Consider the following 24745-nt stretch of genomic DNA (forward strand, 5'->3'; position numbering starts at 1 on the left):
GCTTACCTTTTTTCATTATTGTTTAAAGGCAACGTATCCATCAATTAAAAAGCTACTGAAAAAGCGAGTGATGTGAGTAAAGCCACATTCCTTCATGATAGTTAGTAGATTTGTTTCGGAAATAGGAAATATTTCTGTTTCAAAAGAATTTTCAAATCGATCCCAATCTTTTAATGGAATTTGATTTTGCATCATATGGTTGCGCCAAGCATTTAATTGTGCAGAAAACATACTTGTATGGGGTATACCATTTATTGAAGAGAGAAAGAGTGGAGCACCAGGCTTTAAGCGGCTACTAATTTCATTAAGTAACTCTTTTTTCTCCTTCATAGTTGGGATGAAGTGAAGAACAAGCATACAAGTAGCAGCGTCAAATAATGGATTGGTTATTCGTGCGAGCAGGCTAGAAGGTTACAGTAGTTGTCATACAGGATATAGGGTTTTGTTCGAAAGTGCACGGCCAGAAGAAGTTTTTCCTCTTCTTGCAGATTCTTATAGTTTGTCTCAAAGAGAGAAAGAAGTGGTAATAGGAATTGTTAGAGGGATGTCAACGAAAGAAGTGGCAAAAGAATTGTGTATTTCTACGTATACAGTTCAGGATCATTTTAAGTCAATTTTTGAAAAGGTCGGAGTATGCAGTAGAAACGAACTTATATGGGAGCTCTTTACAAAGTTTTGTTTTTCTCAGGAGGAATACTAAAAGAAAAACGATTTGATTTATCCGGTATTAGCAATCGGAAAGCTCATAAGATAGATAGCTGCAGGCTAATAATCAGTGGAATTTTTAATATAAACGAGAAACATTCAAATGAATATTTGAATGTTTCTCGTTTATAAGGTATACTACATACATAATCAAATATATATTTGAATAAGAGGTGTTACATATGAAGGAAGAACATTGTGAACTTTGTTATCATGATGAGCAAAAAGTAGAACATGCAAGTGACATGCTAGAGAAAGAAAATATAAGTAGTGTAGCGAAAATGTTTAAAGCACTTGCAGATGAAACACGTTTGAAAATTGCTTATGCGTTGTATACGGAAAAAGAGCTTTGTGTACGTGATGTCGCAAGTATTATTCATAGTAGTATTGCAACAGCTTCACATCACTTAAGACTATTACAAACGATAGGATTAGCGAAAAAGCGTAAAGAAGGGAAACTTGTTTTTTATTCATTAGATGATTCTCACGTAAATGGATTAATTGAATTAGCGTTTAGTCATAGTAGTGAAATGGAGAATAAAGAACTTGATATGTAATCGCGCATTTTCATAAAGATACTTCTTTATGAAAATGCAACTTTAAAATGAGAGGAGATAGCAAGTATGGTAAAGCTAGTTTTAATACGACACGGACAAAGTGAATGGAATGTTGAAAATAGGTTTACTGGTTGGACGGATGTTGATTTATCCAGTAAAGGTTTGGAAGAAGCAAGAGAAGCCGGAGTAATGCTAAAAGCGAATGGTTTCTCATTTGATATCGCATATACATCTGTTTTGAGAAGAGCGATGCGTACGTTATGGATTACTCTCGAAGAAATGGATTTGATGTGGATACCTGTTCATAAAACATGGAAATTAAATGAGCGACATTACGGTGCGCTTCAAGGATTAAATAAGGAAGAAACAGCGAGAAAATATGGCGATGAACAAGTAACTTTATGGAGACGTTCAACAAATGTACGCCCACCGGCACTTACAAAAGATGACGAAAGATATGAAGCATCACATCCGAAATATAGAGATGTAAAAGAGTATGAATTTCCTCTTACAGAAGATCTAGAAGATACAGAGAAACGAGTGGTTTCATATTGGAATGAAGAGATAGCTCCTAATGTAAAAGCTGGTAAACAAGTAATTATTGCAGCCCATGGAAATACAATACGTGCTTTAGTAAAACATTTAGATCAAATTTCAGATGAAGAGATTGAAAATGTAAACATTCCAACAGGAACACCATTGGTTTATGAATTGAATCACGATTTAAAACCGATATGCCATTATTATTTGAATAGGGGAATAGAAACTTTAGAAGAAAAACTGGTATAAAACAAACGATTAAATATACCCTACCTATGTATTGTATAGTGATGACGAAGGTGATTTATAGTGTTACATTATACGGTCGTAAATAAAAAGAATTGTGAGTCATGTGGATTATGTACTTCTATAGCACCTGATATATACCAATTAGATGGAAGAGGAAAATCATTTGGCCTATTAGATAATAATCAAGGAATAATGGGGATCCCAAAAACTTTCTTGCAAGCCATGTTGGCGGCTAGTGATGGCTGTCCAACAAGTTCAATTCAGGTAAGAAAAGAGCCATTTATAAAGAAAGTAAAAATTAAATAGAGGAATTATGAAAGACAAAACAAAATTAAAAGGAGGCATTTATATGGGACATCATCACGGTCACCAACATCATGGGCATGCTCACGGGCATTCCCATGGACATCATCATTTTGAGGAAAGTAGGAAAGGAAATAGAAAAGGATTAATTACAGCTTTAGTAATTACAGCAACTATTATGTTCCTTGAATTTTTCGGGGGACTAGTTACAAATAGTTTGGCCTTATTATCTGATTCAGGACATATGTTAAGTGATACAAGTTCATTATTATTAAGTTTAATTGCAATCGGACTTGCAGCTAGAACGGTTATTTCTACAAAAACATATGGATATTATCGTTTTGAAATTTTAGCAGCATTAATTAATGGAATTACATTATTTGTTGTAGCAGGGCTTATCGTATGGGAAGCAATTGGCCGTTTTTTTGAACCACCAACTGTTGCAAGTGGTCCAATGATGTTAATCGCATCAATTGGTTTACTAGCAAATTTAATTAGTGCATGGGCGCTCATGAGACAAGGTGACGTGAAAAATAATGTGAATTTATGTAGCGCGTATTTACATGTTCTTGGGGATGCTTTAGGATCAGTGGGAGCATTAGTAGCTGGTGCACTTATGTCATTATTTTCATGGTATATTGCAGATCCAATTATCTCAGTAGTTGTAGCTTTATTAATTTTAAAGAGCGCGTGGGGAGTAACAAAACACTCCGTTCATATACTTATGGAGGGTACACCGGTTGGAATTGAACTAGAGAAAGTGAAGCAAGCGATTAAAGGAGTAGAAGGTGTACGTGATTTACATGATCTTCATATTTGGACAATTACATCGGGATTAGATGCATTAAGTGTCCATGTAATGATTGATAAAAAACAGGATGATCAAGAAGTACTTCAAAATATTATTGATATGCTAAAAAAGGAGTTCCATATTGAACATGCTACAATTCAAATTGAAACACTTAACATTAAACATAATGAAATGATTGTCTAATAAAATGCAAACAAAAGGCTATGGAGAAATTCTCCATAGCCTTTCGTTTGTTCAAGTAGAATTGTCCTTTTTGAAAGTTTTGTTACAACTTTTCGTCTAAAGAGACAAAAAGTTGTCACAATTCGGTCACAATTAGCATAAACATAAAATAGACGAAATGAACTTATTTCCAAAAAGGCTTGATTCATTCCATTCATGATTAGTAGAGCTGAAAAAGCATGGATTAAAAGTTCACTATATTCTCAAGGAGGTAGATCGTATGAAAACTATTCTTGCTATCGCTGGGCTTATTTGGGTTTTATCACATGGCATTCCAATTTATGAAGGAGAACAAATTCGCAGTGCTCTGAATAAAAATTTTAATGAATATCACGTTATTGATCGGCAAGATAATGTTGTGACAGTTCGTGTAAATGACTGTTTTCATACGGTAACCGTTGAAGGAACTTCAGTAGTGAATGATACAAAAGTATGTGATCAGCAATAATTATATATAGGAAGAAAAAAGTCTCAATTTACACGTGTGAAAATTGAGACTTTTATATTTGTAGATGAATAATAAGCGGGGATGGATAATCCCTGCTTATTATTGTTTTTTGAAAAAAAGGAAAGGGTATCATAATAATTGAGTCTGAAAAGCTAATAAATTGTTAAGAATAAGCTTAGAGCGGAAATATACTCATATGGGGTATCATACATAGATAATTAATGCTATAATTGGTATACTCGTAAAAGCAATTGTTTTATTGGATGAAGAGAAACTTTAAGAAGGTGATAATATGGGTCATAAAGAGCATGAAGCGGTAACACATAGATCAGAAAAAGAAAAAGAACAAATTATAAATAGATTAAAGAGAATTGAAGGACAGGTCCGCGGTATTCAAAATATGATTGAAAATGATCGTTATTGTGTGGATATTTTAGTACAAATTTCAGCGATTAATGCAGCGATGAAAAAAGTAGGAATGGGTGTATTAAAAAACCATACAAGTCATTGTGTTTCAGGTGCTATTAAAGATGGAAATGGTGACGAAGCAATTGAAGAATTAATGACTGTATTTGAACGTTTTTCAAAAGCGTAAAAACAAGCTAGTATGTAACTGGCTTGTTTTTTGTTTACCTTCATATAAGATTTCGGGGTATTGATGTGAAAAAGTATGTAAAATAAACTTTTAGAAAATAATTGAAAAATCATGATACAAAACCATTGATTACCTTAGGGGGGTATGGTAAGATGTAATTGTGATTAACAAACAATGAAGAAACAAGAGGAGGGTTTTAAATGGAACAGTTAACATTAAAAGTTGAAGGTATGTCTTGTGGACATTGTGTAAATTCTATTGAAAGCAGTGTGAAAGAACTAAACGGTGTTGAACAAGTGAAGGTTCAATTAGCAGAAGGAACTGTTGAAGTTACTATCGACTCGTCTGCTGTAACACTAAAAGATATCGTTGCTGTAATTGAAGATCAAGGATACGATGTTCAATAATTATTTTTAGATATGGAAATAAATCGTACTTTATAGGAAGTACGATTTATTTTGTTAATAATTATACCTTATGAGGGTATATAGAGGTGAGAGACATGAATGAACAGAAAGAGGCTAATCTTCAAATATCAGGAATGACATGTGCGGCATGTGCGAATAGAATTGAAAAAGGTCTGAAAAAAGTAGAAGGTGTTCATGATGCAAATGTAAATTTTGCACTTGAAAAAACAAAAATAATGTATGATCCCCAAAAAACAAATCCGCAACAGTTTAAGGAAAAAGTTGAATCGTTAGGATATGGAATTGTAAGTGATAAAGCTGAGTTTACTGTTTCAGGGATGACATGCGCAGCATGTGCGAATAGAGTAGAAAAGCGTTTAAATAAGTTAGAAGGTGTGAACGGAGCGACAGTAAATTTCGCTTTGGAATCAGCTACAGTAGATTTTAACCCTGATGAAATTAATGTAAATGAAATGAAGAGTGCAATTACGAAATTAGGATATAAATTGGAAGTGAAATCAGATGAGCAAGATGGATCAACTGATCATCGCTTACAAGAAATTGAGCGACAAAAGAAGAAATTTATCATTTCATTTATTTTATCATTCCCGTTACTGTGGGCAATGGTAAGTCATTTCTCATTTACATCGTTTATTTATTTACCTGATATGCTTATGAACCCTTGGGTGCAGCTAGCTCTTGCAACTCCAGTTCAGTTTATCATTGGTGGGCAGTTTTATGTTGGAGCTTATAAAGCGTTACGTAATAAAAGCGCCAATATGGATGTTCTCGTGGCACTTGGAACGTCGGCAGCGTATTTTTACAGTGTGTATTTAAGTATTAGGTCGATTGGTTCTTCGGAACATATGACAGACTTGTATTTTGAAACGAGTGCAGTACTTATTACATTAATTATTTTAGGTAAATTATTTGAGGCGAAAGCAAAGGGACGCTCGTCAGAAGCAATTAAAAAATTAATGGGATTACAGGCGAAAACAGCTACTGTTCTACGAGACGGAACAGAAATGAAAATTTTAATCGAAGAAGTAGTAGCTGGTGATATCGTTTATGTAAAACCTGGTGAAAAAATCCCGGTAGATGGAGAAATCGTAGAAGGAAAGTCAGCAATAGATGAATCGATGTTAACAGGTGAGAGTATTCCAGTTGATAAAACAATTGGGGATGTAGTAATCGGTTCTACAATGAATAAAAATGGATTTTTAAAAGTGAAAGCAACTAAGGTAGGAAGAGATACTGCATTAGCTCAAATTATTAAAGTAGTAGAAGAGGCGCAAGGGTCAAAAGCTCCTATTCAAAGAGTAGCTGATCAAATTTCAGGTATTTTCGTACCCGTTGTAGTTGTGATTGCTATTATCACATTTGCAGTGTGGATGCTATTTGTTACACCTGGTGATTTTGGCGGAGCACTTGAGAAAATGATAGCCGTACTTGTTATCGCTTGTCCATGTGCATTAGGTCTTGCGACACCTACATCTATCATGGCTGGATCAGGAAGATCAGCTGAGTATGGTATTTTATTTAAAGGTGGAGAGCATTTAGAAGCAACGCACCGATTAGATACAGTTATTCTAGATAAAACAGGTACTGTAACAAACGGGAAGCCTGTTTTAACAGATGTAATTGTAGCAGATGGATTCCATGAAGAAGAAATACTACGTTTAGTCGGTGCGGCAGAAAAAAATTCTGAACATCCACTTGCAGAAGCGATTGTAGAAGGAATTAAAGAAAAGAAAATTGATATCCCAAGTTCAGAAACGTTTGAAGCGATTCCAGGATTCGGTATCGAATCAGTTGTAGAAGGGAAACAATTATTAATTGGTACACGTCGATTAATGAAGAAATTCGATATTGATATTGAAGAAGTTTCTAAATCGATGGAAGAGCTAGAACGAGAAGGAAAAACAGCAATGCTTATTGCGATCAATAAAGAATATGCTGGTATAGTGGCCGTTGCAGATACTGTAAAAGATACTTCAAAAGCAGCTATCGCAAGACTTAAGAAAATGGGTCTAGACGTTGTTATGATTACAGGAGATAACACACAAACTGCTCAGGCAATCGCTAAGCAAGTTGGTATTGATCACGTAATTGCAGAAGTATTACCAGAAGGAAAAGCAGAAGAAGTGAAAAAACTCCAAGCACAAGGTAAGAAAGTAGCAATGGTTGGAGATGGAATAAATGATGCTCCTGCTCTTGCTACGGCGGATATCGGTATGGCAATTGGAACAGGAACGGATGTAGCGATGGAAGCGGCAGATATTACGTTAATCCGTGGGGATTTAAATAGTATTGCTGATGCAATCTTTATGAGTAAGATGACGATAAGAAATATTAAGCAAAATTTATTCTGGGCACTAGCTTATAACGGATTAGGAATCCCGATTGCGGCGTTCGGTTTCTTAGCACCTTGGGTTGCAGGAGCGGCTATGGCATTTAGTTCTGTATCCGTTGTATTAAATGCATTACGATTACAAAGAGTGAAATTAAAAAAATAAAAATCTAGAGAGTAATTGCATATGCTTATAAACAAAAAACAATACTTTGAAATAAGTATTGTTTTTTGTTTATATAGAAAGAAAAAAGATATAATAAAGCAGAAATATTGAATACTAGATGGTAGACAAGTTAAATGATAGTGTAGTAAGGAGGTTCATATATGTTAAAAGATACGATCATTAGAATATTCCACAATAGGGATTTAGAACAAGTATTACAGTTGTTCTATGAAACAGTTCATACAATTAACGCAAAAGATTATAACGTGTTACAGCTACAGGTATGGGCACCAGATCAACTAGATAGGGAAAGTTGGTTACAGTCTTTAGAGAAGAATATTAGTTATGTAGCGGATCATAACGGTATGATAGTGGGATTTGGGGATTATAATGATGATCATTACGTAGATCGCTTATTTACGCATAAAGATTATCAAGGGAAAAGGATAGCCTCATACATACTAAAGAAGCTAGAAAAAGAAGCAGTGAACTTGGGGCATAGGGAGATTTATACAGAAGCAAGTATTACAGCAAAACCTTTCTTTGAAAGTAAAGGCTTTATTTGCATAAAGGAACAAAAGAAACAGCATAATGGTCAGATTTTTATTAATTATGTAATGAAAAAAATAGCCCTCTCGTAAACGAGAAGGCTATTTTTTCATTATTTTACAGCTTCTTTAAGTTCTTTACCAGCTTTGAAAGCAGGTACTTTAGAAGCTGCGATTTGCATTTCTTCACCAGTTTGTGGGTTACGGCCTGTACGAGCAGCTCTTTCGCGTACTTCGAATGTACCGAATCCGATAAGTTGTACTTTTTCACCAGCAGCTAAAGTGTTAGTGATTGATTCTACTACAGTTTGTACAACTACAGTAGCTTCTTTTTGAGAAATCTCAGCATTTTGTGCTACGTTTTTAATTAATTCTGTTTTGTTCATGTTTTTCACCTCATATGTAAATAATGCTATTTAAGTTGTTATTATAACGTATAAAACATTCGAGAACAAGTGTACGCACATATATTCGTAAAAAAAATGAAATTTGTAATATTTTTTAGAGCCACTGTATAGACTTTCAATTTAAGCGGATAAAGATTTTTTCTTTGATGCAGTTTGCTCTTTATTGGAAGGGAGTTTCTTATTATAGGATATGAAATAAGGTAATGCTACAAATAACATACCTCCTACTAAGTTTCCGAAGAAAACAAAAATGAAGTTTGGAAAATATTCAATCCAAGTTAAATGACCGGCAAAAATTGCAGCTGGGATGACAAACATATTGGCTACAACGTGTTGAAATCCAATCGCAACAAAAGTCATAACTGGGAACCAAATACCGATAATCTTCCCGATAAATTCTTTACTTCCCATACTGAGCCAAACAGCTAAACAAACGAGCCAATTACATCCGATTGCAGAAATGAAGGCTTGTAGTGGTGTATCTTGTAGTTTAGCTTGCGCAATAGAAACTGTTTTCGCTAAAAAAGCTCCCTCTGTTAATCCGACGATATGACCGAAAAAATAAGCAACGAATGCAGCACCTATGAAGTTGCTAAACGTAACAATAACTAAATTTCGAATGAAGTGAAATAATTCGATTTTTTTGTGAAGCCACGCCATCGAAACGGTCATCATATTGCCAGTTACTAACTCACCGCCTGCAAGAATAACGAGTATAAGACCGATAGGGAATACAGCGGCACCTAGAAAGCTAGTAAATGATCCCCAAGACTTTGGCATTGTTCCAATAACATGAATATCGAGTAAATACCCTAATGCTATGAAAGCACCACCAAAAAAACCGAGAATTAGCATAGGGAGTAATGATAAATGAGCTTTTTTTCTTCCGGAATTCGCAGCAAGTTCCGTAATTTCTTCTGGTGTAAATACAGACATGAATAATCTCTCCTTAATAAAATGATAGAATGAATAGAAGGAACATTTTTAAGAATCTATGTATTATAAAAATATGTTATGACTTCTGTATAAATTTGTCAAAGTGAATGAGGATAGAATTGGATATAGCTAACATTGTTCATGTTGTCACATTAATGTAACAATAAGGCTTTAAAGTACTTCTAGAGGTGAGAACATGAATACGAATCATGTAAAAAAAGAACCAAAAAAATCAATCGTCAAGATATGTATAATCAGTTTCATAAGTATAGTAATGATTTCAATAAGTTTGTATTTCTATGCGACAGAAATAGAACGAAAACTAGTAACAGTTACGTGGAATGAAATAGAAGCTTCTACAATTCCTAAAGAGTTTAATAACAAAAAGATATTACAATTCTCAGATGTGCATTTAGGGCCAGAATTTACATTGAAACAACTAGAAAATTTGGTAGAGAAGATGAATACGTTACATCCAGATATAGTAGTTTTTACAGGGGATTTAATAGATAAGTTTGGATCGTATAAGGCAGAAAGAGAAGAAGCGAAAAGTATTTTACAGAAAATACATGCGCCCTTAGGGAAATATGCAGTGTTTGGGAATCATGATAGGGGCGGGGGAGGTAGTTTATTTTATAAAAAGTATATGGAGGAAGCTGGTTTCTCTGTGTTAGTAAATGAAGTGCATAAAATTAATGCGGAAAATGGCAAATATATTACAATATCAGGTTTGGATGATTTTTTATTAGGGAAGCCGCAAATAGACGCGACTTTAAAACAAATAAGGCAACAAGATTTTAATATGCTCTTAGTACATGAGCCGGATGTTGTAGACAAAGTAGCTCGTTACCCAGTTGATTTTCAAATGTCAGGACATAGTCACGGAGGACAAGTTCAAATTCCTTTTATAGGTCCATTAATTACTACAAAATTAGCTGAGAGTCATGTTGAAGGTATGTATGAATTAGAAGGGAAGAATAAGCCGTTACATTTATACGTAAATCGTGGTATTGGGACAACCCGAATGCCTGTTAGATTTTGGAGTGTACCTGAACTTTCAGTATTTGTGCTAAAACAAAATAGCAACTAGACTATTTTGAGTAGTAACAGGACTTTCAGAGAAAGTTCTCTTTTTTTATTGGGTAAATACAGAATGTTATGTGATTTTTATTTAAAGTGTTAAAAAGGAAAGGGGAATTTCTATGGTAGAAACATGGCATAAAGAATTGGAAAGTTTATATAACGAAATGGTTTCGTGGCAAATTACTTTTAAGTATTGTAAATAGTTATGTAGAGATGGAAAAGAATCTTTTCATCATGTAGAAGTGAAAAAGTAATTTACATAAAAAAAACAACAATAGGCTATGTAACCTATTGTTGTTTTTTATTATTTTTGCAAGGGAATAGCATCAAAATATGTTCTATAGTTATTAGAAAATTCAAAGTTGTTTTTCGCATCCCAATTAATAGACCAAGACATTAGGCCGCGGAATGCAGGGTAGCCACTCTGATTTGAAAGTTTATACTTTCCTCCGAAAGGAATTCCTTTAATGATATAATCTAAAGCTTTTTTCATTTCAGTTGGAGAAATATATCCGCCACTTGGAGCGGCCGCTGGTGCTGCAGGAAGTCCAATCATGACTTGATCTGAACGAAGAGCTGGGAAAATGTTAGTTGCATTACCACCTACAGGAAAACCATGTAAGAGCATATCTGCCATAGCGACTTCGTAGTCTGCAGTGCCTTGATTGTAGTTATTACCGTCCATTCCAATCCCGCTACCAGCGTTGTAGTGTTGAACGTGAATGTATGTTAGTTTGTCTTTTACTCCGTAAATAATCGGTAAATAAGCACCCCAGATGCTTCCGTATGCGCTATAACCACCTTGAACATAAGCTGTTTCAGGAGCCATGCTTAATAGAAAATCTGGACCGTAATGATCTGAGAGTGTTCGAATAGCTGAGATAAGATTTACGATTTGAGGAGTAGTTGGGTTTTTAAAATTAGTGTCATTTCCGTTTAAGTAAATACCTGATTCAAGGTCAATATCTATTCCATCAAAACCGTATTTATCGATCAGAGATTGTAGGGAATTAATAAAACGTTGCTTAGCCGCATTGTCAGGAAGTAAAACGACCCCATTTTGTCCACCTATTGAAAGAACTATTTTCTTACCTTTACTTTTTAAATAAGAAATATCTGATTTAAACTCTGCATCTGTACCATACACAGGAGAAAATTCAACAGTGGAACGATCACCACCAGTTTCACCGAAAGATACATTGATTACATCCCATTTTGGTGAAACGTCCCTTAATTTAATAATGCCAGTACCGTTATCGAAGTTATGCCAGTATCCAACGAGTAATTTTGATCCTAAATTGTTTGCAGCTTGTGCTTGGAAGGGAGCTAGCGGTAGCAGTAAGAAAATTACTAAAGTACAACAAATAAATTTGAACTTGTTTAACATATCAACACTCCTATACAAAAAGTTGTCTAGATGTATAATCTTGTTTATTTCATGATATCTGAAAATTCTAACTTTTGTAAGGTGACTATAATTTTCTCAACAATTGTGTATGGGAAATTATTAAACCTAATGTAATAATTTTTGGAGGAGGTCGAATTACGATTGTTAAATTCAGAATATTTTGATATATTTTAAAGTATAGGACAAGTTTTTTCGCATAATACTCTTACATAAATTTCAAAATTAAGTTTGGAAGGGGATGTACAAGAGTTGGATAAAAATCTCAAGAAAGACCTCAAAATACGCCACATTACAATGATTTCCATTGGTGGCGTAATAGGAGCTGGTTTGTTTGTTGGAAGCGGTGCGGTTGTGCATTCAGCAGGGCCAGGTTCTATCGTTTCATATGCATTAGCAGGACTTCTAGTTATTTTCGTTATGAGAATGCTAGGGGAAATGGCAGCTATTAACCCGACAAGTGGTTCATTTGCAACATATGCAAGAGAAGCAATTGGTCCATGGGCGGGTTATACAATTGGGTGGCTATATTGGTTTTTCTGGGTAATAGTTATTGCGATAGAAGCTACAGCAGGTGCTGGTATTATTCAATATTGGATTCCAGAAATCCCGCTCTGGTTATTAAGCTTACTATTAACGATTTTATTAACATTGACGAATGTTTTTTCGGTGAAATCATTTGGAGAGTTTGAATATTGGTTTTCATTTATTAAAGTAATAAGTATTGTTTTGTTCCTTTGTCTTGGACTCGCTGTTATTTTAGGATTTGTACCAGGAACGGAAGCACCTGGCACTTCGAATTTAGTAGAGCAAGGAGGATTTATGCCAAATGGTATAAGTTCGGTGCTACTTGGAATTACCGTCGTTATATTTTCATTTATGGGATCAGAGATTGTCGCAGTAGCCGCTGGAGAGTCTGCCGAACCTGTAAAAGCAGTAAAAACAGCAACAAATAGTGTAATTTGGCGTATTCTCGTATTTTTCATTGGATCGATCGCTGTAGTTGTTACACTCCTTCCGTGGAATTCAGCGAACATACTAAAAAGCCCGTTTGTGGCGGTGCTGGAACATATAGGGATACCAGCGGCAGCACAAATTATGAACTTTATCGTTTTAACAGCTGTACTTTCTTGTTTAAATTCGGGTTTATATACGAACTCAAGAATGCTTTTTTCAATGGCAGAAAGAGGAGACGCGCCAAAGGCATTTTTGAAATTGAATAGTAGTGGTGTTCCAGTTCGGGCGGTTTTATTTGGAACTTTCTTTGCTTACATTGGAGTTGTTTTTAGTTACATATCTCCAGATAAAGTATTTTTATTTTTAGTGAATGCATCTGGCGGGATTGCGTTACTCGTTTATCTCGTTATAGCAGTTTCACATTTCAAGATACGTAAAAAAATGGGGAAAGCGGAACAACAAAATTTGAAAGTGAAAATGTGGCTTTTTCCATATGTAACATATGTTACAATTACTGCGATTATAGCAGTTTTAGTTGCCATGCTTGCAATTGAATCTTTACGTTCACAAGCGCTTTTAACAATGCTTGTTACTGTTCTTATAATAATTTCTTATTTTATTTTTAATAGAAATAAAAATAGTACATTGTTGAATCCTAAAAGCAAAAATGAGGAATCTGTTCGATTCTAATTTCTTGTTTTAGAAGAGAGTTACACCCAATCATTGCTATAAAAGAATCATATATAATCATAGAAACAAGTAATTACTATTGTCATAGTGGATATAAACTTTTTTCTTGACTTTTTATATGAAGGCGAGCAAAATGGTAAAAAAGGAAGGGGGGGATGACGATGGAAGAGTACGTACTTGAGCTGTATAACTTGTTATATACGACAGAATGGCAAGATATTGTTTCATTTCTAGGAATAATGTTTTGTATGAAAATTGTAATTGTATATATGGAAGAGCAAGGTATGTTCTATTCCTTCTCATCTCCGTTCGATGTGCAGCGCGAGCCGTTGCCAAACTATGCCAAGGTAAATTACGAACAGTTTCCTTTTGTGATTTTCTTTATGATTCGATTTATAACAGCAATTGTAAAGAAAAAGGAAAGTGACGATGAAGAGTGCCATTCAACTTGTAATATAGCGACTGCTTTTTAAGCTAAATACAAGGAGGAGATTTATATGTGGTTTCGATTTCTTATGATTGGTTTCTTTTCATTAACAGCAATTTCTTTAATGGGATATCAAGTGTCTGAAATTTATCAAGCATATAGCAATACGTTTTTTAACAAAAACTAATTACATTGCTATTTAAATAATAAAGCGATAAAATCCTTCTTAAGAAGTTTTATTAAGAAGGATTTTTTTCTTTGCGCTGTCTTACTGTGTCAAACTATTGTCACATTTACACTGTGAATAATATGTTAAAATAGTGAGGTTACGTATACATATTTGAAGGAAGAGGAGTGACCATTTTGGTGGATCAATCAACTAATCAGAAAAGCTATGCTCCTATTGTGATAACGCTTTCTGTAATTGTAAATGCGATTATTTTATTTTTGTTCTTTGGACCTGTTGGCTATGAAGGAGAAGTACATTTTGATGTAACAATTTTACCAATGTTAAATGCAATTTTTAATAGCTTTACGTTCGTATTCTTATTAGCAGCTTTATACTCTATTATTAAGAAGAATGTGAAAATGCACCGTGGTTTCATCCTAGCAGCATTTACAACGACGTTGCTATTTTGTGTTTCTTATTTATCGTATCATTACTTGGCGCCAGCAACACATTTTGGCGGAGAAGGATTCATTAAATATGTGTATTTCATCATTTTAATTACACATATTATCCTGGCAGCAATTATTGTACCACTTGCATTGTTTGCACTTGTATTTGGTTTTACAAATCAATTAACACGTCATCGTAAAATTGTACGTTGGACGATGCCAATTTGGTTATATGTAAGTTTATCTGGTGTTATTGTTTACTTAATGATCTCACCTTATTATCAATAAAAAATCTCAGCCTTTAGGCTGGGATTTTTTTTGTTAGGCAAATATTTTTGTGAAATGAAAAAAATATGGTATACAAAAGTATAGTTGCTTTTCATATAGAAGGGATGGTAAAGGGATATGCAAAATTTTGTATTTCGTAATCCAACGAAACTTATTTTCGGTAAAGGTCAATTAGAACAGTTAAAAACTGAAATTCCACAGTTCGGTAAAAAAGTTCTTCTCGTATACGGGGGAGGCAGCATTAAAAGAAACGGTATTTATGATAATGTAATTTCTATTTTAAAAGATATAAATGCGGAAATATTTGAATTGACAGGTGTTGAACCGAATCCTCGTGTATCAACTGTAAAGAAAGGGATTCAAATTTGTAAAGATAATGGTGTCGAATTCATATTAGCGGTTGGCGGAGGAAGTGTAATCGACTGTACGAAAGCAATTGCTGCTGGTAGCAAATATGATGGAGATGTATGGGATATTGTAACGAAAAAAGCATTTGCTAGTGAGGCGTTACCATTTGGTACGGTACTTACGCTTGCGGCAACAGGATCTGAAATGAATGCTGGTTCTGTAATTACAAACTGGGAAACGAATGAAAAATATGGCTGGGGTAGCCCAGTTACTTTCCCGCAGTTTTCGATTTTAGATCCTGTTCATACTGCGTCTGTGCCGAGGGATCAAACAATTTACGGTATGGTAGATATTATGTCACATGTATTAGAGCAATATTTCCATCATGGAACAAATACAGAATTACAAGATCGTTATTGTGAATCTGTTTTAAAAACAGTAATTGAAACTGCTCCTAAGCTTTTAAGTGATTTAGAAAATTATGAGCATAGAGAAACTATTTTATATTGCGGTACTATGGCGTTAAACGGTATTTTAGCGATGGGAGTAAAAGGAGATTGGGCGACTCATAATATTGAACATGCAGTTTCTGCGGTTCATGATATACCACACGGGGGTGGCCTTGCGATTTTATTCCCGAACTGGATGAAGCGTGTTGTAGATGAAAATGTAAGTCGCTTTAAACAGTTCGCTATTCGCGTATTCGATGTAGAAACAGATGAAAAGACTGATCGAGAAATTGCGTTAGAAGGAATTGAGGCGTTACGTCAATTTTGGACTTCAATTGAGGCACCAGTAACGTTAGCGGATTACGGTATTGGGGAAAATGAAATTGATTTAATGGCTGATAAAGCGATGGCTTATGGTGAATTTGGTAACTTTAAAAAATTAAATAAAGACGATGTTTTAAGTATATATAAAGCTTCTTTATAAGTGAATAGAGTAAAGAAACCCATCTGATATAACAATCAAATGGGTTTCTTTTTTGTTGTTTATAACTGTTTGTGACTGATGTTGGTTGTTTATGAATGTTTATGGTTGATTTTTGTGATCGTTTTCATTATACTGTAATCAAAGAAGAGGTGAATAAGATGTTAACTCCTGAACGTCATCAAATGATATTGCAACTTGTAAAAGAGCAGAAGGTTGTTAAATTACAGCAATTAGTGGAAAGAACAGAAAGCTCTGAATCAACAATTCGTCGTGATTTAGCGCAATTGGAAAAGCAAAGGTTATTAAAAAGAGTTCATGGTGGTGCTGCTGTTTTAACAGGAAAAGGACAAGAGCCAACGATGGTTGAAAAATCATCCAAAAACATTCAAATAAAACAACAAATTGCGAAGTATGCGGCTAGCATTGTTGAACAAGGTGATTGCATTTATTTAGATGCAGGAAGTACAACATTTGAAATGATTCCATTTTTAATAAATAAAGATGTTACTGTCGTTACGAATGGACTTATGCATATTGAAGCTTTAGTTGAAAATAATATTCGTGCGTATTTACTAGGCGGAATGATGAAAAGCAGGACGAAAGCTTTAATTGGTGCTATGGCACAGGAAAGCATGCAGAAGTACCGTTTTGATAAATGTTTCTTAGGAGCGAATGGTGTGCATGAACAGCTTGGTTTTACAACTCCAGATCCAGAAGAGGCACTTTTAAAACAAATGGCGTTAACATTAGCAAACGAAGGATATTTCTTAATTGATGAAAGTAAGTTTTCAGAAGTTGCGTTTGCGAAAATTGCCAATGTTGAAGAAGCAAATATTATTACAAACTATTTAGAAATTGATTTAGAAAAATATAAAAGACAAACCAATGTAATTGAGGCTGATAAACAATGATCTATACAGTTACTTTAAACCCATCTATTGATTATGTAGTACAAGTTAATTCCTTCGATTTAGGAGCAGTAAATCGAGCAGAGAAAGATATGAAATTTCCTGGAGGGAAAGGCATTAACGTTTCTCGTATTCTTCATCGTTTAGGTGTTGAAAATGTAGCGCTTGGATTTACTGGTGGATTTACCGGTCGATTTATTAAAGATGTATTACAGGCGGAAGGTGTAACAACAAACTTCGTCCAAGTAGACGGTGATTCCCGGATTAATGTGAAAATAAAAGGGCAAGAAGAGACAGAATTAAATGGGCAAGGTCCTAATGTGACAAATGAACAATTTGAACAATTAATGAAACAAATTGAAAGTATGAGGCAGGGAGATTGTGTTGTACTAGCTGGAAGTGTACCGACGTCTATCTCAACTACTTTTTATGAATCAATCGCAGCGCTCGGAGCTGAGAAAGGTATTCGCGTAGTAGTTGATGCAAGTGGAAGTGCGCTGCAGCATGTAATTAAAAATAAACCATTTTTACTAAAGCCTAATCATCATGAACTTGGTGAGTTATTCGGAGTAGAGATTTCAACAGTAGAAGATGTTTTACCGTTTGGAAGAAAATTAGTTGAACAAGGTGTAGAGTACGTTATCGTATCAATGGCTGGAGATGGGGCTTTATTATTTACGGCAGAAGGTATATATGAAGCAACTGTTCCAAAAGGTGTTGTAATTAATTCGGTTGGGGCCGGAGATTCTCTCGTTGCAGGATTTGTAGGTAAATATGAACAGACAAAAGATATTGAAAAGGCATTTCAATATGGCGTTGCAACAGGGAGTGCAACGGCATTTTCAGCTGATTTATGTGAAAAGGAAAAAGTAGAAGAATTATTGTCGCAAGTAATTGTAACTAAGCGATAGGGGGAAACAACATATGAAAATTACAGAACTATTAAAAAGGGATACAGTTATTATGAACTTGACAGCTTCAAATAAAGAAGCTGTCATAGATGAATTAGTTGAGAAATTAGACGGAGCAAATCGTTTAAATAGTAAAGCTGAATTTAAAGAAGCTATTTTAAAGCGGGAATCACAAAGTACGACAGGAATAGGAGAAGGGATTGCAATACCTCATGCGAAAACAAAAGCTGTTAAGCAACCAGCGATTTGTTTTGGTAGAAGTGTAAGCGGTATCAACTATGAATCGCTTGACGGACAGCCAGCGCATTTATTCTTTATGATTGCTGCGAGCGAAGGGGCGAATAATACTCATTTAGAAACGTTATCGCGCCTATCTACATTATTAATGGATGAAGGATTTCGTAAGCAATTGTTAGAAGCAAAGGATGAAGAGGAACTTCTTCGTTTATTTGATGAAAAAGAGAATGAAAAAGAAGAAGAAGACATTGAAGTTGCAAAACCAGAAGGAAATGAACCATACGTACTAGCAGTTACGGCTTGCCCAACTGGAATCGCTCACACCTATATGGCAGCGGATAGCTTGAAAGCAAAAGCAGCAGAGCTAGGAATAGCGATTAAAGTTGAAACGAACGGATCCACAGGTATAAAAAACGGTTTAACGAAAGAGGACATTGAACGCGCAACGGCTATAATTGTTGCGGCAGATAAACAAGTAGAAATGAACCGTTTTGCTGGGAAACATGTCATTCAAGTGCCAGTCGCTGATGGGATTAGAAAAACGGAAGCGCTTCTTAATCGAGCTGTAAAACAAGATACGCCAATCTTTAAAGGAATAAAGGAAGATGGGAAGACAGAAAGTACAGAGAAAGAAAAAGGATTAGGAATTTATAAGCACTTAATGAGTGGCGTAAGTAATATGCTTCCATTCGTTGTTGGTGGAGGAATTTTAATTGCACTAGCATTTTGGATTGGTGGCATAAAAGCAGAAGGACCATTGGCTGAATTGTTAATGTCTATTGGTGGAGGCAAAACAGGTGCGTTTTTATTCCTCGTACCAATTTTAGCTGGATTTATTGCGAGTTCTATTGCTGATCGTCCAGGATTTATGCCTGGTGTTGTCGGTGGATTTTTAGCAGCACATGCGAATGCTGGATTTTTAGGGGGATTAATTGCTGGTTTCTTAGCTGGGTATGTTGTTTTAGGATTGAAAAGATTATTTTCAGGATTACCAGCACAGTTAGAAGGAATTAAACCTGTATTGTTATATCCGGTCTTTGGATTGTTAATTACAGGAGTTGTTATGCAAAAAGTAGTAATTCCGCCTGTAGTGGCATTGAATGAAATGTTAACAGGATGGTTAAATGGTTTGAACGGTACAAATGCTATATTACTAGGTCTTATATTAGGTGGTATGATGGCAATTGATATGGGTGGTCCAATTAATAAAGCTGCATTTACATTTGGTATTGCTGCAATAGAAGCGCAGAACTTTGGCGTACACTCTGCTGTTATGGCCGGTGGTATGGTACCACCATTAGCGATTGCATTCGCAACTACTTTCTTTAAATCAAAATTTACTGAAGCAGAGCGTAAATCTGGTTTAACAAATTATATTATGGGAGCATCGTTTATTACAGAAGGTGCGATTCCATTTGCAGCTGCAGATCCAATTCGAGTAATAGTAAGTTGTGTTGTTGGTTCAAGTATTGCGGGTGCATTATCTATGTTATTCCAAATTACATTACCAGCACCGCATGGTGGATTGTTTGTTATTGCATTAGTAAATAAACCGGTGCTATATATTTTCTCGATATTCATAGGGACAGTTATTTCAGCTCTTATGATGGGGATTTGGAAAAAGAAAGTTAAATAACACATGAAAAAGGAGTAGCTTTTATTAGCTGCTCTTTTTTTATTAAAAAAAAGGAGATTAATAATTGGAGAATGATGAATTTTGGTAAAAGATGTAATGAAATATGGTTTTTTTGTAACAAAAAAGTAATACTGTAATTTTTTTTGGAAAAAAATTCTGGGCTAGTATGTGGAAAATATATGAAAACTACGGGGAATTCTATTAGAAATGGAATTCATTAATATGGAAATTTATGTTACAACTCATTAATCGTGTATTACGAATGGTTTGTAATTGTGTGATTTCTAAAAATCCTAAAAATCTGTTGCTATAATGAAAATACGAAAACAAAGCAAATGGAGGCTATTCATGAAAAAATTATTAGGTATAGCAACGGCGGCAGTTTTTGGTCTTGGGATTTTTGCAGGTTCTGCGAAAGCAGAAACGATTGTAACAACAGACGTATTAAATGTTAGAGAAAACCCAACTGTAGAGTCAAAGCTTGTAGGTAAAATGTTAAGTGGAAATAAATTAGATGTTATAAATACAGAAAACGGATGGGCAAAAATTAAATTAAATGGTAAAGAAGCGTTTGTAAGTGCTGAATTTACAAAAAGTACATATTATGTAACGCCGGGCGTGTTAAATGTTCGTGCTGGAGCGAATACTGATTCTGAAATTCTTGGTAAACTGAATAAAGATGATGTAATTGAAACGACAAATCAAGTTCAAAATGAATGGTTACAATTTGACTATAATGGAAAAACGGGATATGTTCACATGCCATTTTTAACAGGGACGGCACCTGTAATTGAAAAGAAAGAAGTTGTAACGCAAGAAGAGGCGCCAGTAAGAGTAAATACGCCAGTTAAAAATAATAAAGTAGTTAAGAGCAAAGAGTCTGTTAAAAATGTAGAATCAAGTAAACCTGTGGCAAAACAGCAGTCAACTACGAAACAAGTTACGAAATCTACTGAAACAAGTGCACCTGCTGGTGGACGTGAAATAACAGTAGAAGCGACAGCGTATACAGCGCATCCAAGTGAGAATGGTACGTATGGTGGTCGTGTATTAACTGCAATGGGGCATGATTTAACAGCAAATCCGAATATGAAAGTAATTGCTGTTGATCCTAAAGTAATTCCGCTTGGATCAAAAGTATGGGTAGAAGGATATGGAGAAGCGATTGCTGGAGATACTGGCGGTGCGATTAAAGGGAATCGTATTGATGTATTAGTCGGTTCAGATGGTAGTGCCGATAGCTGGGGGCGCAAATCTGTAAAAGTGAAAGTTATAGAGTAGTGTATATGTATTAATATAAAAGGCGGTTGCTTGAAAGTGTGTAGGCAACCGCTTTTTATGGATTATTGAAAAGGATAAATAGTTTTACCTGTAATAATTTTATATGCACTGCAAAATTGATTTTGCATATACTCTGTATTTTTATTTTCTGGATGTAATGTTGTTTCTTGGAGAGTAGAATGAAAAGAACGTAGCAAACAATTTAAGGCGAAATATAATTCTTCTTGTGAACAATTTTGTTCTTTTGTAGCAGTAGCTAAAATAAGGTCTTTTGTTAAAGATGAAAAATTGATGGTGGATTGTTTCATAGTCAACTCATCCTCTCGAAGGTACTTTTAATCATGTATATGCGGAATTGGACAAACTATGTTCTTTTTTATTTATAATTTCATGTACCGAAATGAAAGAACTTGCAATCATGCCGTTAAAATTGGTAAGATTGGATATAATCAATAGATGGAGTACATTACATAAAGAGAGTTGAATGATATGGGAGAAGTGCAACGTGAAAAAGTTGCTGTCATCATTGGACCAACTGCTGTTGGAAAGACGAAGTTAAGTATTGATCTTGCCAAAGCGTTGAATGGTGAAATTATAAGTGGAGATTCCATGCAGATTTATCGTACGATGGATATTGGAACTGCAAAGGTGACAAAAGAAGAGATGGATGGAATTCCGCATTATATGGTCGATATAAAAAATCCGGAAGACTCATTTTCTGTTGCCGAATTTCAAGAGCGTGTTCGTAAGCATATTCGAGAGATTACAGAGCGTGGTAAATTGCCAATTATCGTTGGTGGAACTGGTCTGTATATACAATCTGTTTTATTCGATTATCAGTTTACGGATGATGCTGGCGATACAATATACCGAGAACAAATGGAAAAGTTAGCATTAGAACGTGGTGTGGAATATGTACATAAGAAATTACAAGAAGTAGACCCAGAAAGTGCTGAGCGTATTCATGCAAATAATGTACGTCGTGTCATTAGAGCGTTAGAAATTTTCCACACGACGGGTGAAAAAATGAGTGATCAACTTGAAAAACAAGAAAACGAGTTATTATACGATGTTTCCTTGATTGGCTTGACAATGGATCGAGAAATGCTATACGATCGCATTAACTTACGAGTTGATATAATGATGGACCAAGGGTTATTAGAAGAAGTAGAAGGATTGTATAATAGAGGGATACGAGATTGTCAATCTATTCAAGCGATTGGATATAAAGAGATATATGATTATTTTGAGGATCGTGTCTCTTTAGAAGAAGCGGTATCACAATTAAAGACGAATTCACGTCGTTATGCAAAGCGTCAATTAACGTGGTTCCGTAATAAGATGGATGTCATGTGGTTTGATGTTACAGGCGGTGAAAAAACGTCAGAAATTTTACGATACATAGAAGGAAAGTTACAACTAAAGTCGAATAATAGTAAGTAGAGAAAAAGAGGAGGATTCGACATGAAGCAATCAATCAATATTCAAGATCAGTTTTTAAATCAACTCCGTAAAGAAAATACGTTTGTTACGCTGTACTTATTAAATGGTTTCCAGCTTCGTGGATTAATTAAAGGATTTGACAATTTTACAGTCCTACTGGAAACAGAAGGTAAGCAACAGCTTATTTATAAACATGCAATTTCTACATTTGTACCACAAAAAAATGTTTCAATTGAATTAGAGTAGTAATGAATTATTGTACATAACAAAAAAAGAGCGAATTTCTCGCTCTTTTTTTATTTGCCATAAACGATACATAGTGAAATTTAAGCGATTCTAAATACAGTAAGGCGAATGTTAGTGTTTCCTGTTTCAGGAATTGTAATTTCGCTAAGGGTAGATTTCACGGAAATGTTTGCGCCGGCAGCTAATGTTTCGATCGTAGTGAATGAAAGTGAGTCGCCTATTAAATTTGAAGAGAAGTTGTCAGTTGCGACTGCTCCATTTATTGAAATTCCTACTCCAAGTGGGGCGCATCCTGGTGCAGTTGTAGAGATGGATACGCTAATGACATAAATACCAGCGTTGATAACAGTAACTGTATCTGTGCCATTGAAGATAATGTTGTTTATGTTAATTGCAGTATTAAAAATGAAGTTGTTAAATTGGAGTACTGTTTGTTGAATGTTGTTTGTAACAACAATTGTTGCTACAGGGAAGCTAGGTCCAGTAGGCCCGGTTGGTCCAGTAGGTCCACCAGAAGGTCCAGTAGGTCCAGTAGCTCCTATACCAGTGGCGCCAGTAGCACCTGTTGGTCCTTGAACGCCTTGAGGTCCAGTGGCACCCGTGTTACCTTGAGCACCTTGAGGACCAGTAGCACCCGTGTTACCTTGGGCCCCTTGAGGACCAGTAGCACCCGTGTTACCTTGGGCCCCTTGAGGTCCAGTAGCACCCGTGTTACCTTGAGGTCCAGTGGCACCCGTGTTACCTTGGGCCCCTTGAGGTCCAGTGGCACCCGTGTTACCTTGAACGCCTTGAGGTCCAGTAGCACCTGTGTTACCTTGAACGCCTTGAGGTCCAGTGGCACCCGTGTTACCTTGAGCGCCTTGAGGTCCAGTGGCACCCGTGTTACCTTGAGCGCCTTGAGGTCCAGTGGCACCAGTAGCGCCCGTGTTACCTTGAACACCTTGAGGTCCGGTAGCACCCGTGTTACCTTGGGCCCCTTGAGGTCCAGTAGCACCCGTGTTACCTTGAGCGCCTTGAGGTCCGGTAGCACCCGTGTTACCTTGAGCGCCTTGAGGTCCAGTGGCACCAGTAGCGCCTGTGTTACCTTGAACACCTTGAGGTCCAGTGGCACCCGTGTTACCTTGAGCGCCTTGAGGTCCAGTAGCACCAGTAGCGCCTGTGTTACCTTGAACGCCTTGAGGACCAGTAGCACCCGTGTTACCCTGGGCCCCTTGAGGTCCAGTGGCACCAGTAGCGCCTGTGTTACCTTGAACGCCTTGAGGACCAGTAGCACCCGTGTTACCTTGAGCGCCTTGAGGTCCAGTGGCACCAGTAGCGCCTGTGTTACCTTGAACGCCTTGAGGTCCAGTAGCACCCGTGTTACCTTGAATACCCTGAGGACCAGTAGCACCAGTAGCGCCTGTGTTACCTTGAGCGCCTTGAGGACCAGTAGCACCCGTGTTACCTTGGGCGCCCTGAGGTCCAGTAGCACCCGTGTTACCTTGAATACCCTGAGGTCCAGTGGCACCAGTAGCGCCTGTGTTACCTTGAACGCCTTGAGGACCAGTAGCACCCGTGTTACCTTGGGCCCCTTGAGGTCCAGTAGCACCAGTCGCACCCGTGTTACCTTGAGCGCCTTGAGGTCCAGTGGCACCAGTAGCGCCCGTGTTACCTTGAACACCTTGAGGTCCAGTGGCACCGGTCGCACCCGTGTTACCTTGAACGCCTTGAGGTCCAGTGGCACCAGTAGCGCCTGTGTTACCTTGAATGCCTTGAGGTCCAGTAGCACCCGTGTTACCTTGAGCGCCTTGAGGTCCAGTGGCACCAGTCGCGCCTGTGTTACCTTGAACACCTTGAGGTCCAGTGGCACCAGTGTTACCTTGAACACCTTGAGGTCCAGTGGCACCAGTAGCACCCGTGTTACCTTGAACGCCCTGAGGTCCAGTGGCACCCGTGTTACCTTGAGCGCCTTGAGGTCCAGTGGCACCAGTAGCGCCTGTGTTACCTTGAACACCTTGAGGTCCAGTAGCACCCGTGTTACCTTGAATACCCTGAGGTCCAGTGGCACCAGTAGCGCCTGTGTTACCTTGAGCGCCTTGAGGTCCAGTAGC

At 36.4% G+C, this 24745-nt stretch carries 25 protein-coding genes and 3 pseudogenes; 22 read left to right on the top strand and 6 right to left on the bottom strand.

Features of this window, described 5'->3' with window-relative positions; all coding sequences use genetic code 11:
- Positions 1-15: 15 nt before the first annotated feature.
- Positions 16-390, bottom strand: a pseudogene (locus ABH961_RS13875) (class I SAM-dependent methyltransferase); the annotation flags it as partial.
- Between ABH961_RS13875 and ABH961_RS13880 the strand changes: the two are divergent.
- From ABH961_RS13880 to ABH961_RS13925, 10 genes and pseudogenes are all read left to right on the top strand, one after another.
- Positions 383-700, top strand: a pseudogene (locus ABH961_RS13880) (helix-turn-helix transcriptional regulator); the annotation flags it as partial. The pseudogenes ABH961_RS13875 and ABH961_RS13880 sit on opposite strands and share 8 nt — an antisense overlap.
- 187 nt (positions 701-887) lie before the next feature.
- Positions 888-1262, top strand: coding sequence for an ArsR/SmtB family transcription factor (locus ABH961_RS13885; RefSeq protein ID WP_098630898.1), 375 nt, complete (start codon positions 888-890; stop codon positions 1260-1262).
- A gap of 66 nt (positions 1263-1328) precedes the next feature.
- Positions 1329-2051, top strand: coding sequence for a 2,3-diphosphoglycerate-dependent phosphoglycerate mutase (gpmA, locus tag ABH961_RS13890; RefSeq protein ID WP_098079161.1), 723 nt, complete (start codon positions 1329-1331; stop codon positions 2049-2051).
- Between the two features lie 60 nt (positions 2052-2111).
- Positions 2112-2357, top strand: coding sequence for a ferredoxin (locus tag ABH961_RS13895; RefSeq protein WP_098079164.1), 246 nt, complete (start codon positions 2112-2114; stop codon positions 2355-2357).
- Positions 2358-2400: 43 nt separating this feature from the next.
- On the top strand, positions 2401-3348 hold the full coding sequence (locus ABH961_RS13900; RefSeq protein ID WP_404519521.1) for a cation diffusion facilitator family transporter: 948 nt from the start codon (positions 2401-2403) through the stop codon (positions 3346-3348).
- A gap of 259 nt (positions 3349-3607) precedes the next feature.
- Entirely contained in the window at positions 3608-3835 is a 228-nt protein-coding gene (locus ABH961_RS13905; protein ID WP_000849106.1) for a hypothetical protein, read from the top strand.
- Between the two features lie 292 nt (positions 3836-4127).
- A complete protein-coding gene (locus ABH961_RS13910) occupies positions 4128-4430 on the top strand; it encodes a metal-sensing transcriptional repressor (protein WP_000509876.1) in 303 nt (100 codons plus the stop codon).
- Positions 4431-4630: 200 nt separating this feature from the next.
- Positions 4631-4837, top strand: coding sequence for a copper chaperone CopZ (gene copZ / locus ABH961_RS13915; RefSeq protein WP_002014669.1), 207 nt, complete (start codon positions 4631-4633; stop codon positions 4835-4837).
- Positions 4838-4932: 95 nt separating this feature from the next.
- Positions 4933-7353, top strand: a complete 2421-nt coding sequence (locus ABH961_RS13920; RefSeq protein ID WP_098079169.1) for a heavy metal translocating P-type ATPase — start codon at positions 4933-4935, stop codon at positions 7351-7353.
- Positions 7354-7514: 161 nt separating this feature from the next.
- Complete coding sequence (locus ABH961_RS13925) at positions 7515-7994, top strand: GNAT family N-acetyltransferase (RefSeq protein WP_404519523.1); 480 nt, start codon at positions 7515-7517, stop codon at positions 7992-7994.
- A 20-nt stretch (positions 7995-8014) separates the two neighbouring features.
- On the opposite strand, the gene ABH961_RS13930 is transcribed toward ABH961_RS13925, so the two are convergent.
- Together ABH961_RS13930 and ABH961_RS13935 are read right to left on the bottom strand one after the other, a co-directional pair.
- Entirely contained in the window at positions 8015-8287 is a 273-nt protein-coding gene (locus tag ABH961_RS13930; RefSeq protein ID WP_001043904.1) for an HU family DNA-binding protein, read from the bottom strand.
- Between the two features lie 141 nt (positions 8288-8428).
- Positions 8429-9244 carry a formate/nitrite transporter family protein gene (locus tag ABH961_RS13935; protein ID WP_098079175.1) on the bottom strand — a complete coding sequence of 272 codons (816 nt, stop codon included), beginning with the start codon at positions 9242-9244 and terminating at the stop codon, positions 8429-8431.
- A gap of 196 nt (positions 9245-9440) precedes the next feature.
- Here ABH961_RS13935 and ABH961_RS13940 point away from each other — a divergent pair, with 196 nt between their 5' ends.
- Both ABH961_RS13940 and ABH961_RS13945 read left to right on the top strand, forming a co-directional pair.
- Complete coding sequence (locus ABH961_RS13940) at positions 9441-10334, top strand: metallophosphoesterase (RefSeq protein WP_098079178.1); 894 nt, start codon at positions 9441-9443, stop codon at positions 10332-10334.
- A gap of 167 nt (positions 10335-10501) precedes the next feature.
- Positions 10502-10581 (top strand): annotated as a pseudogene (locus ABH961_RS13945) (N-acyl-L-amino acid amidohydrolase); the annotation flags it as partial.
- Between the two features lie 50 nt (positions 10582-10631).
- Here ABH961_RS13945 and ABH961_RS13950 read toward each other — a convergent pair.
- On the bottom strand, positions 10632-11714 hold the full coding sequence (locus tag ABH961_RS13950) for a chitinase (RefSeq protein WP_098079181.1): 1083 nt from the start codon (positions 11712-11714) through the stop codon (positions 10632-10634).
- Between the two features lie 270 nt (positions 11715-11984).
- Here ABH961_RS13950 and gabP point away from each other — a divergent pair, with 270 nt between their 5' ends.
- The 8 genes from gabP to entD all read left to right on the top strand — a co-directional run bounded on the left by gabP (position 11985) and on the right by entD (position 20966).
- Positions 11985-13379 carry a GABA permease gene (gabP, locus tag ABH961_RS13955; RefSeq protein WP_098079184.1) on the top strand — a complete coding sequence of 465 codons (1395 nt, stop codon included), beginning with the start codon at positions 11985-11987 and terminating at the stop codon, positions 13377-13379.
- A gap of 161 nt (positions 13380-13540) precedes the next feature.
- Positions 13541-13852, top strand: coding sequence for a hypothetical protein (locus ABH961_RS13960; RefSeq protein WP_000393474.1), 312 nt, complete (start codon positions 13541-13543; stop codon positions 13850-13852).
- Positions 13853-14169: 317 nt separating this feature from the next.
- Positions 14170-14712 carry a DUF420 domain-containing protein gene (locus ABH961_RS13965; protein WP_000228316.1) on the top strand — a complete coding sequence of 181 codons (543 nt, stop codon included), beginning with the start codon at positions 14170-14172 and terminating at the stop codon, positions 14710-14712.
- A gap of 117 nt (positions 14713-14829) precedes the next feature.
- Positions 14830-15993 carry an iron-containing alcohol dehydrogenase gene (locus tag ABH961_RS13970; protein WP_046956536.1) on the top strand — a complete coding sequence of 388 codons (1164 nt, stop codon included), beginning with the start codon at positions 14830-14832 and terminating at the stop codon, positions 15991-15993.
- Positions 15994-16151: 158 nt separating this feature from the next.
- A complete protein-coding gene (locus ABH961_RS13975; protein WP_000957278.1) occupies positions 16152-16904 on the top strand; it encodes a DeoR/GlpR family DNA-binding transcription regulator in 753 nt (250 codons plus the stop codon).
- Positions 16901-17812, top strand: coding sequence for a 1-phosphofructokinase (gene pfkB / locus ABH961_RS13980; RefSeq protein WP_404519525.1), 912 nt, complete (start codon positions 16901-16903; stop codon positions 17810-17812). Before ABH961_RS13975 ends, pfkB begins: the two co-directional genes overlap by 4 nt.
- Positions 17813-17825: 13 nt before the next feature.
- Positions 17826-19685 carry a PTS fructose transporter subunit IIABC gene (locus ABH961_RS13985; RefSeq protein WP_098048808.1) on the top strand — a complete coding sequence of 620 codons (1860 nt, stop codon included), beginning with the start codon at positions 17826-17828 and terminating at the stop codon, positions 19683-19685.
- A gap of 348 nt (positions 19686-20033) precedes the next feature.
- On the top strand, positions 20034-20966 hold the full coding sequence (gene entD / locus ABH961_RS13990; RefSeq protein WP_088064240.1) for a cell wall-binding protein EntD: 933 nt from the start codon (positions 20034-20036) through the stop codon (positions 20964-20966).
- 62 nt (positions 20967-21028) lie between these two features.
- On the opposite strand, the gene ABH961_RS13995 is transcribed toward entD, so the two are convergent.
- A complete protein-coding gene (locus ABH961_RS13995; protein WP_098079194.1) occupies positions 21029-21274 on the bottom strand; it encodes a hypothetical protein in 246 nt (81 codons plus the stop codon).
- Between the two features lie 181 nt (positions 21275-21455).
- Here ABH961_RS13995 and miaA point away from each other — a divergent pair, with 181 nt between their 5' ends.
- Both miaA and hfq read left to right on the top strand, forming a co-directional pair.
- Positions 21456-22409: a tRNA (adenosine(37)-N6)-dimethylallyltransferase MiaA gene (gene miaA / locus ABH961_RS14000; RefSeq protein WP_098079197.1), complete on the top strand. Its 954-nt coding sequence runs from the start codon at positions 21456-21458 to the stop codon at positions 22407-22409.
- A gap of 21 nt (positions 22410-22430) precedes the next feature.
- Positions 22431-22655: an RNA chaperone Hfq gene (gene hfq / locus ABH961_RS14005; RefSeq protein WP_000813896.1), complete on the top strand. Its 225-nt coding sequence runs from the start codon at positions 22431-22433 to the stop codon at positions 22653-22655.
- Positions 22656-22735: 80 nt separating this feature from the next.
- On the opposite strand, the gene ABH961_RS14010 is transcribed toward hfq, so the two are convergent.
- On the bottom strand, positions 22736-24745 hold a 2010-nt coding region (locus tag ABH961_RS14010), incomplete at its 5' end, for a Gly-Xaa-Xaa repeat protein (RefSeq protein WP_404519528.1).

The sequence above is a fragment of the Bacillus sp. RC251 genome, from assembly GCF_044908765.1.
Lineage (GTDB): Bacteria > Bacillota > Bacilli > Bacillales > Bacillaceae_G > Bacillus_A > Bacillus_A wiedmannii.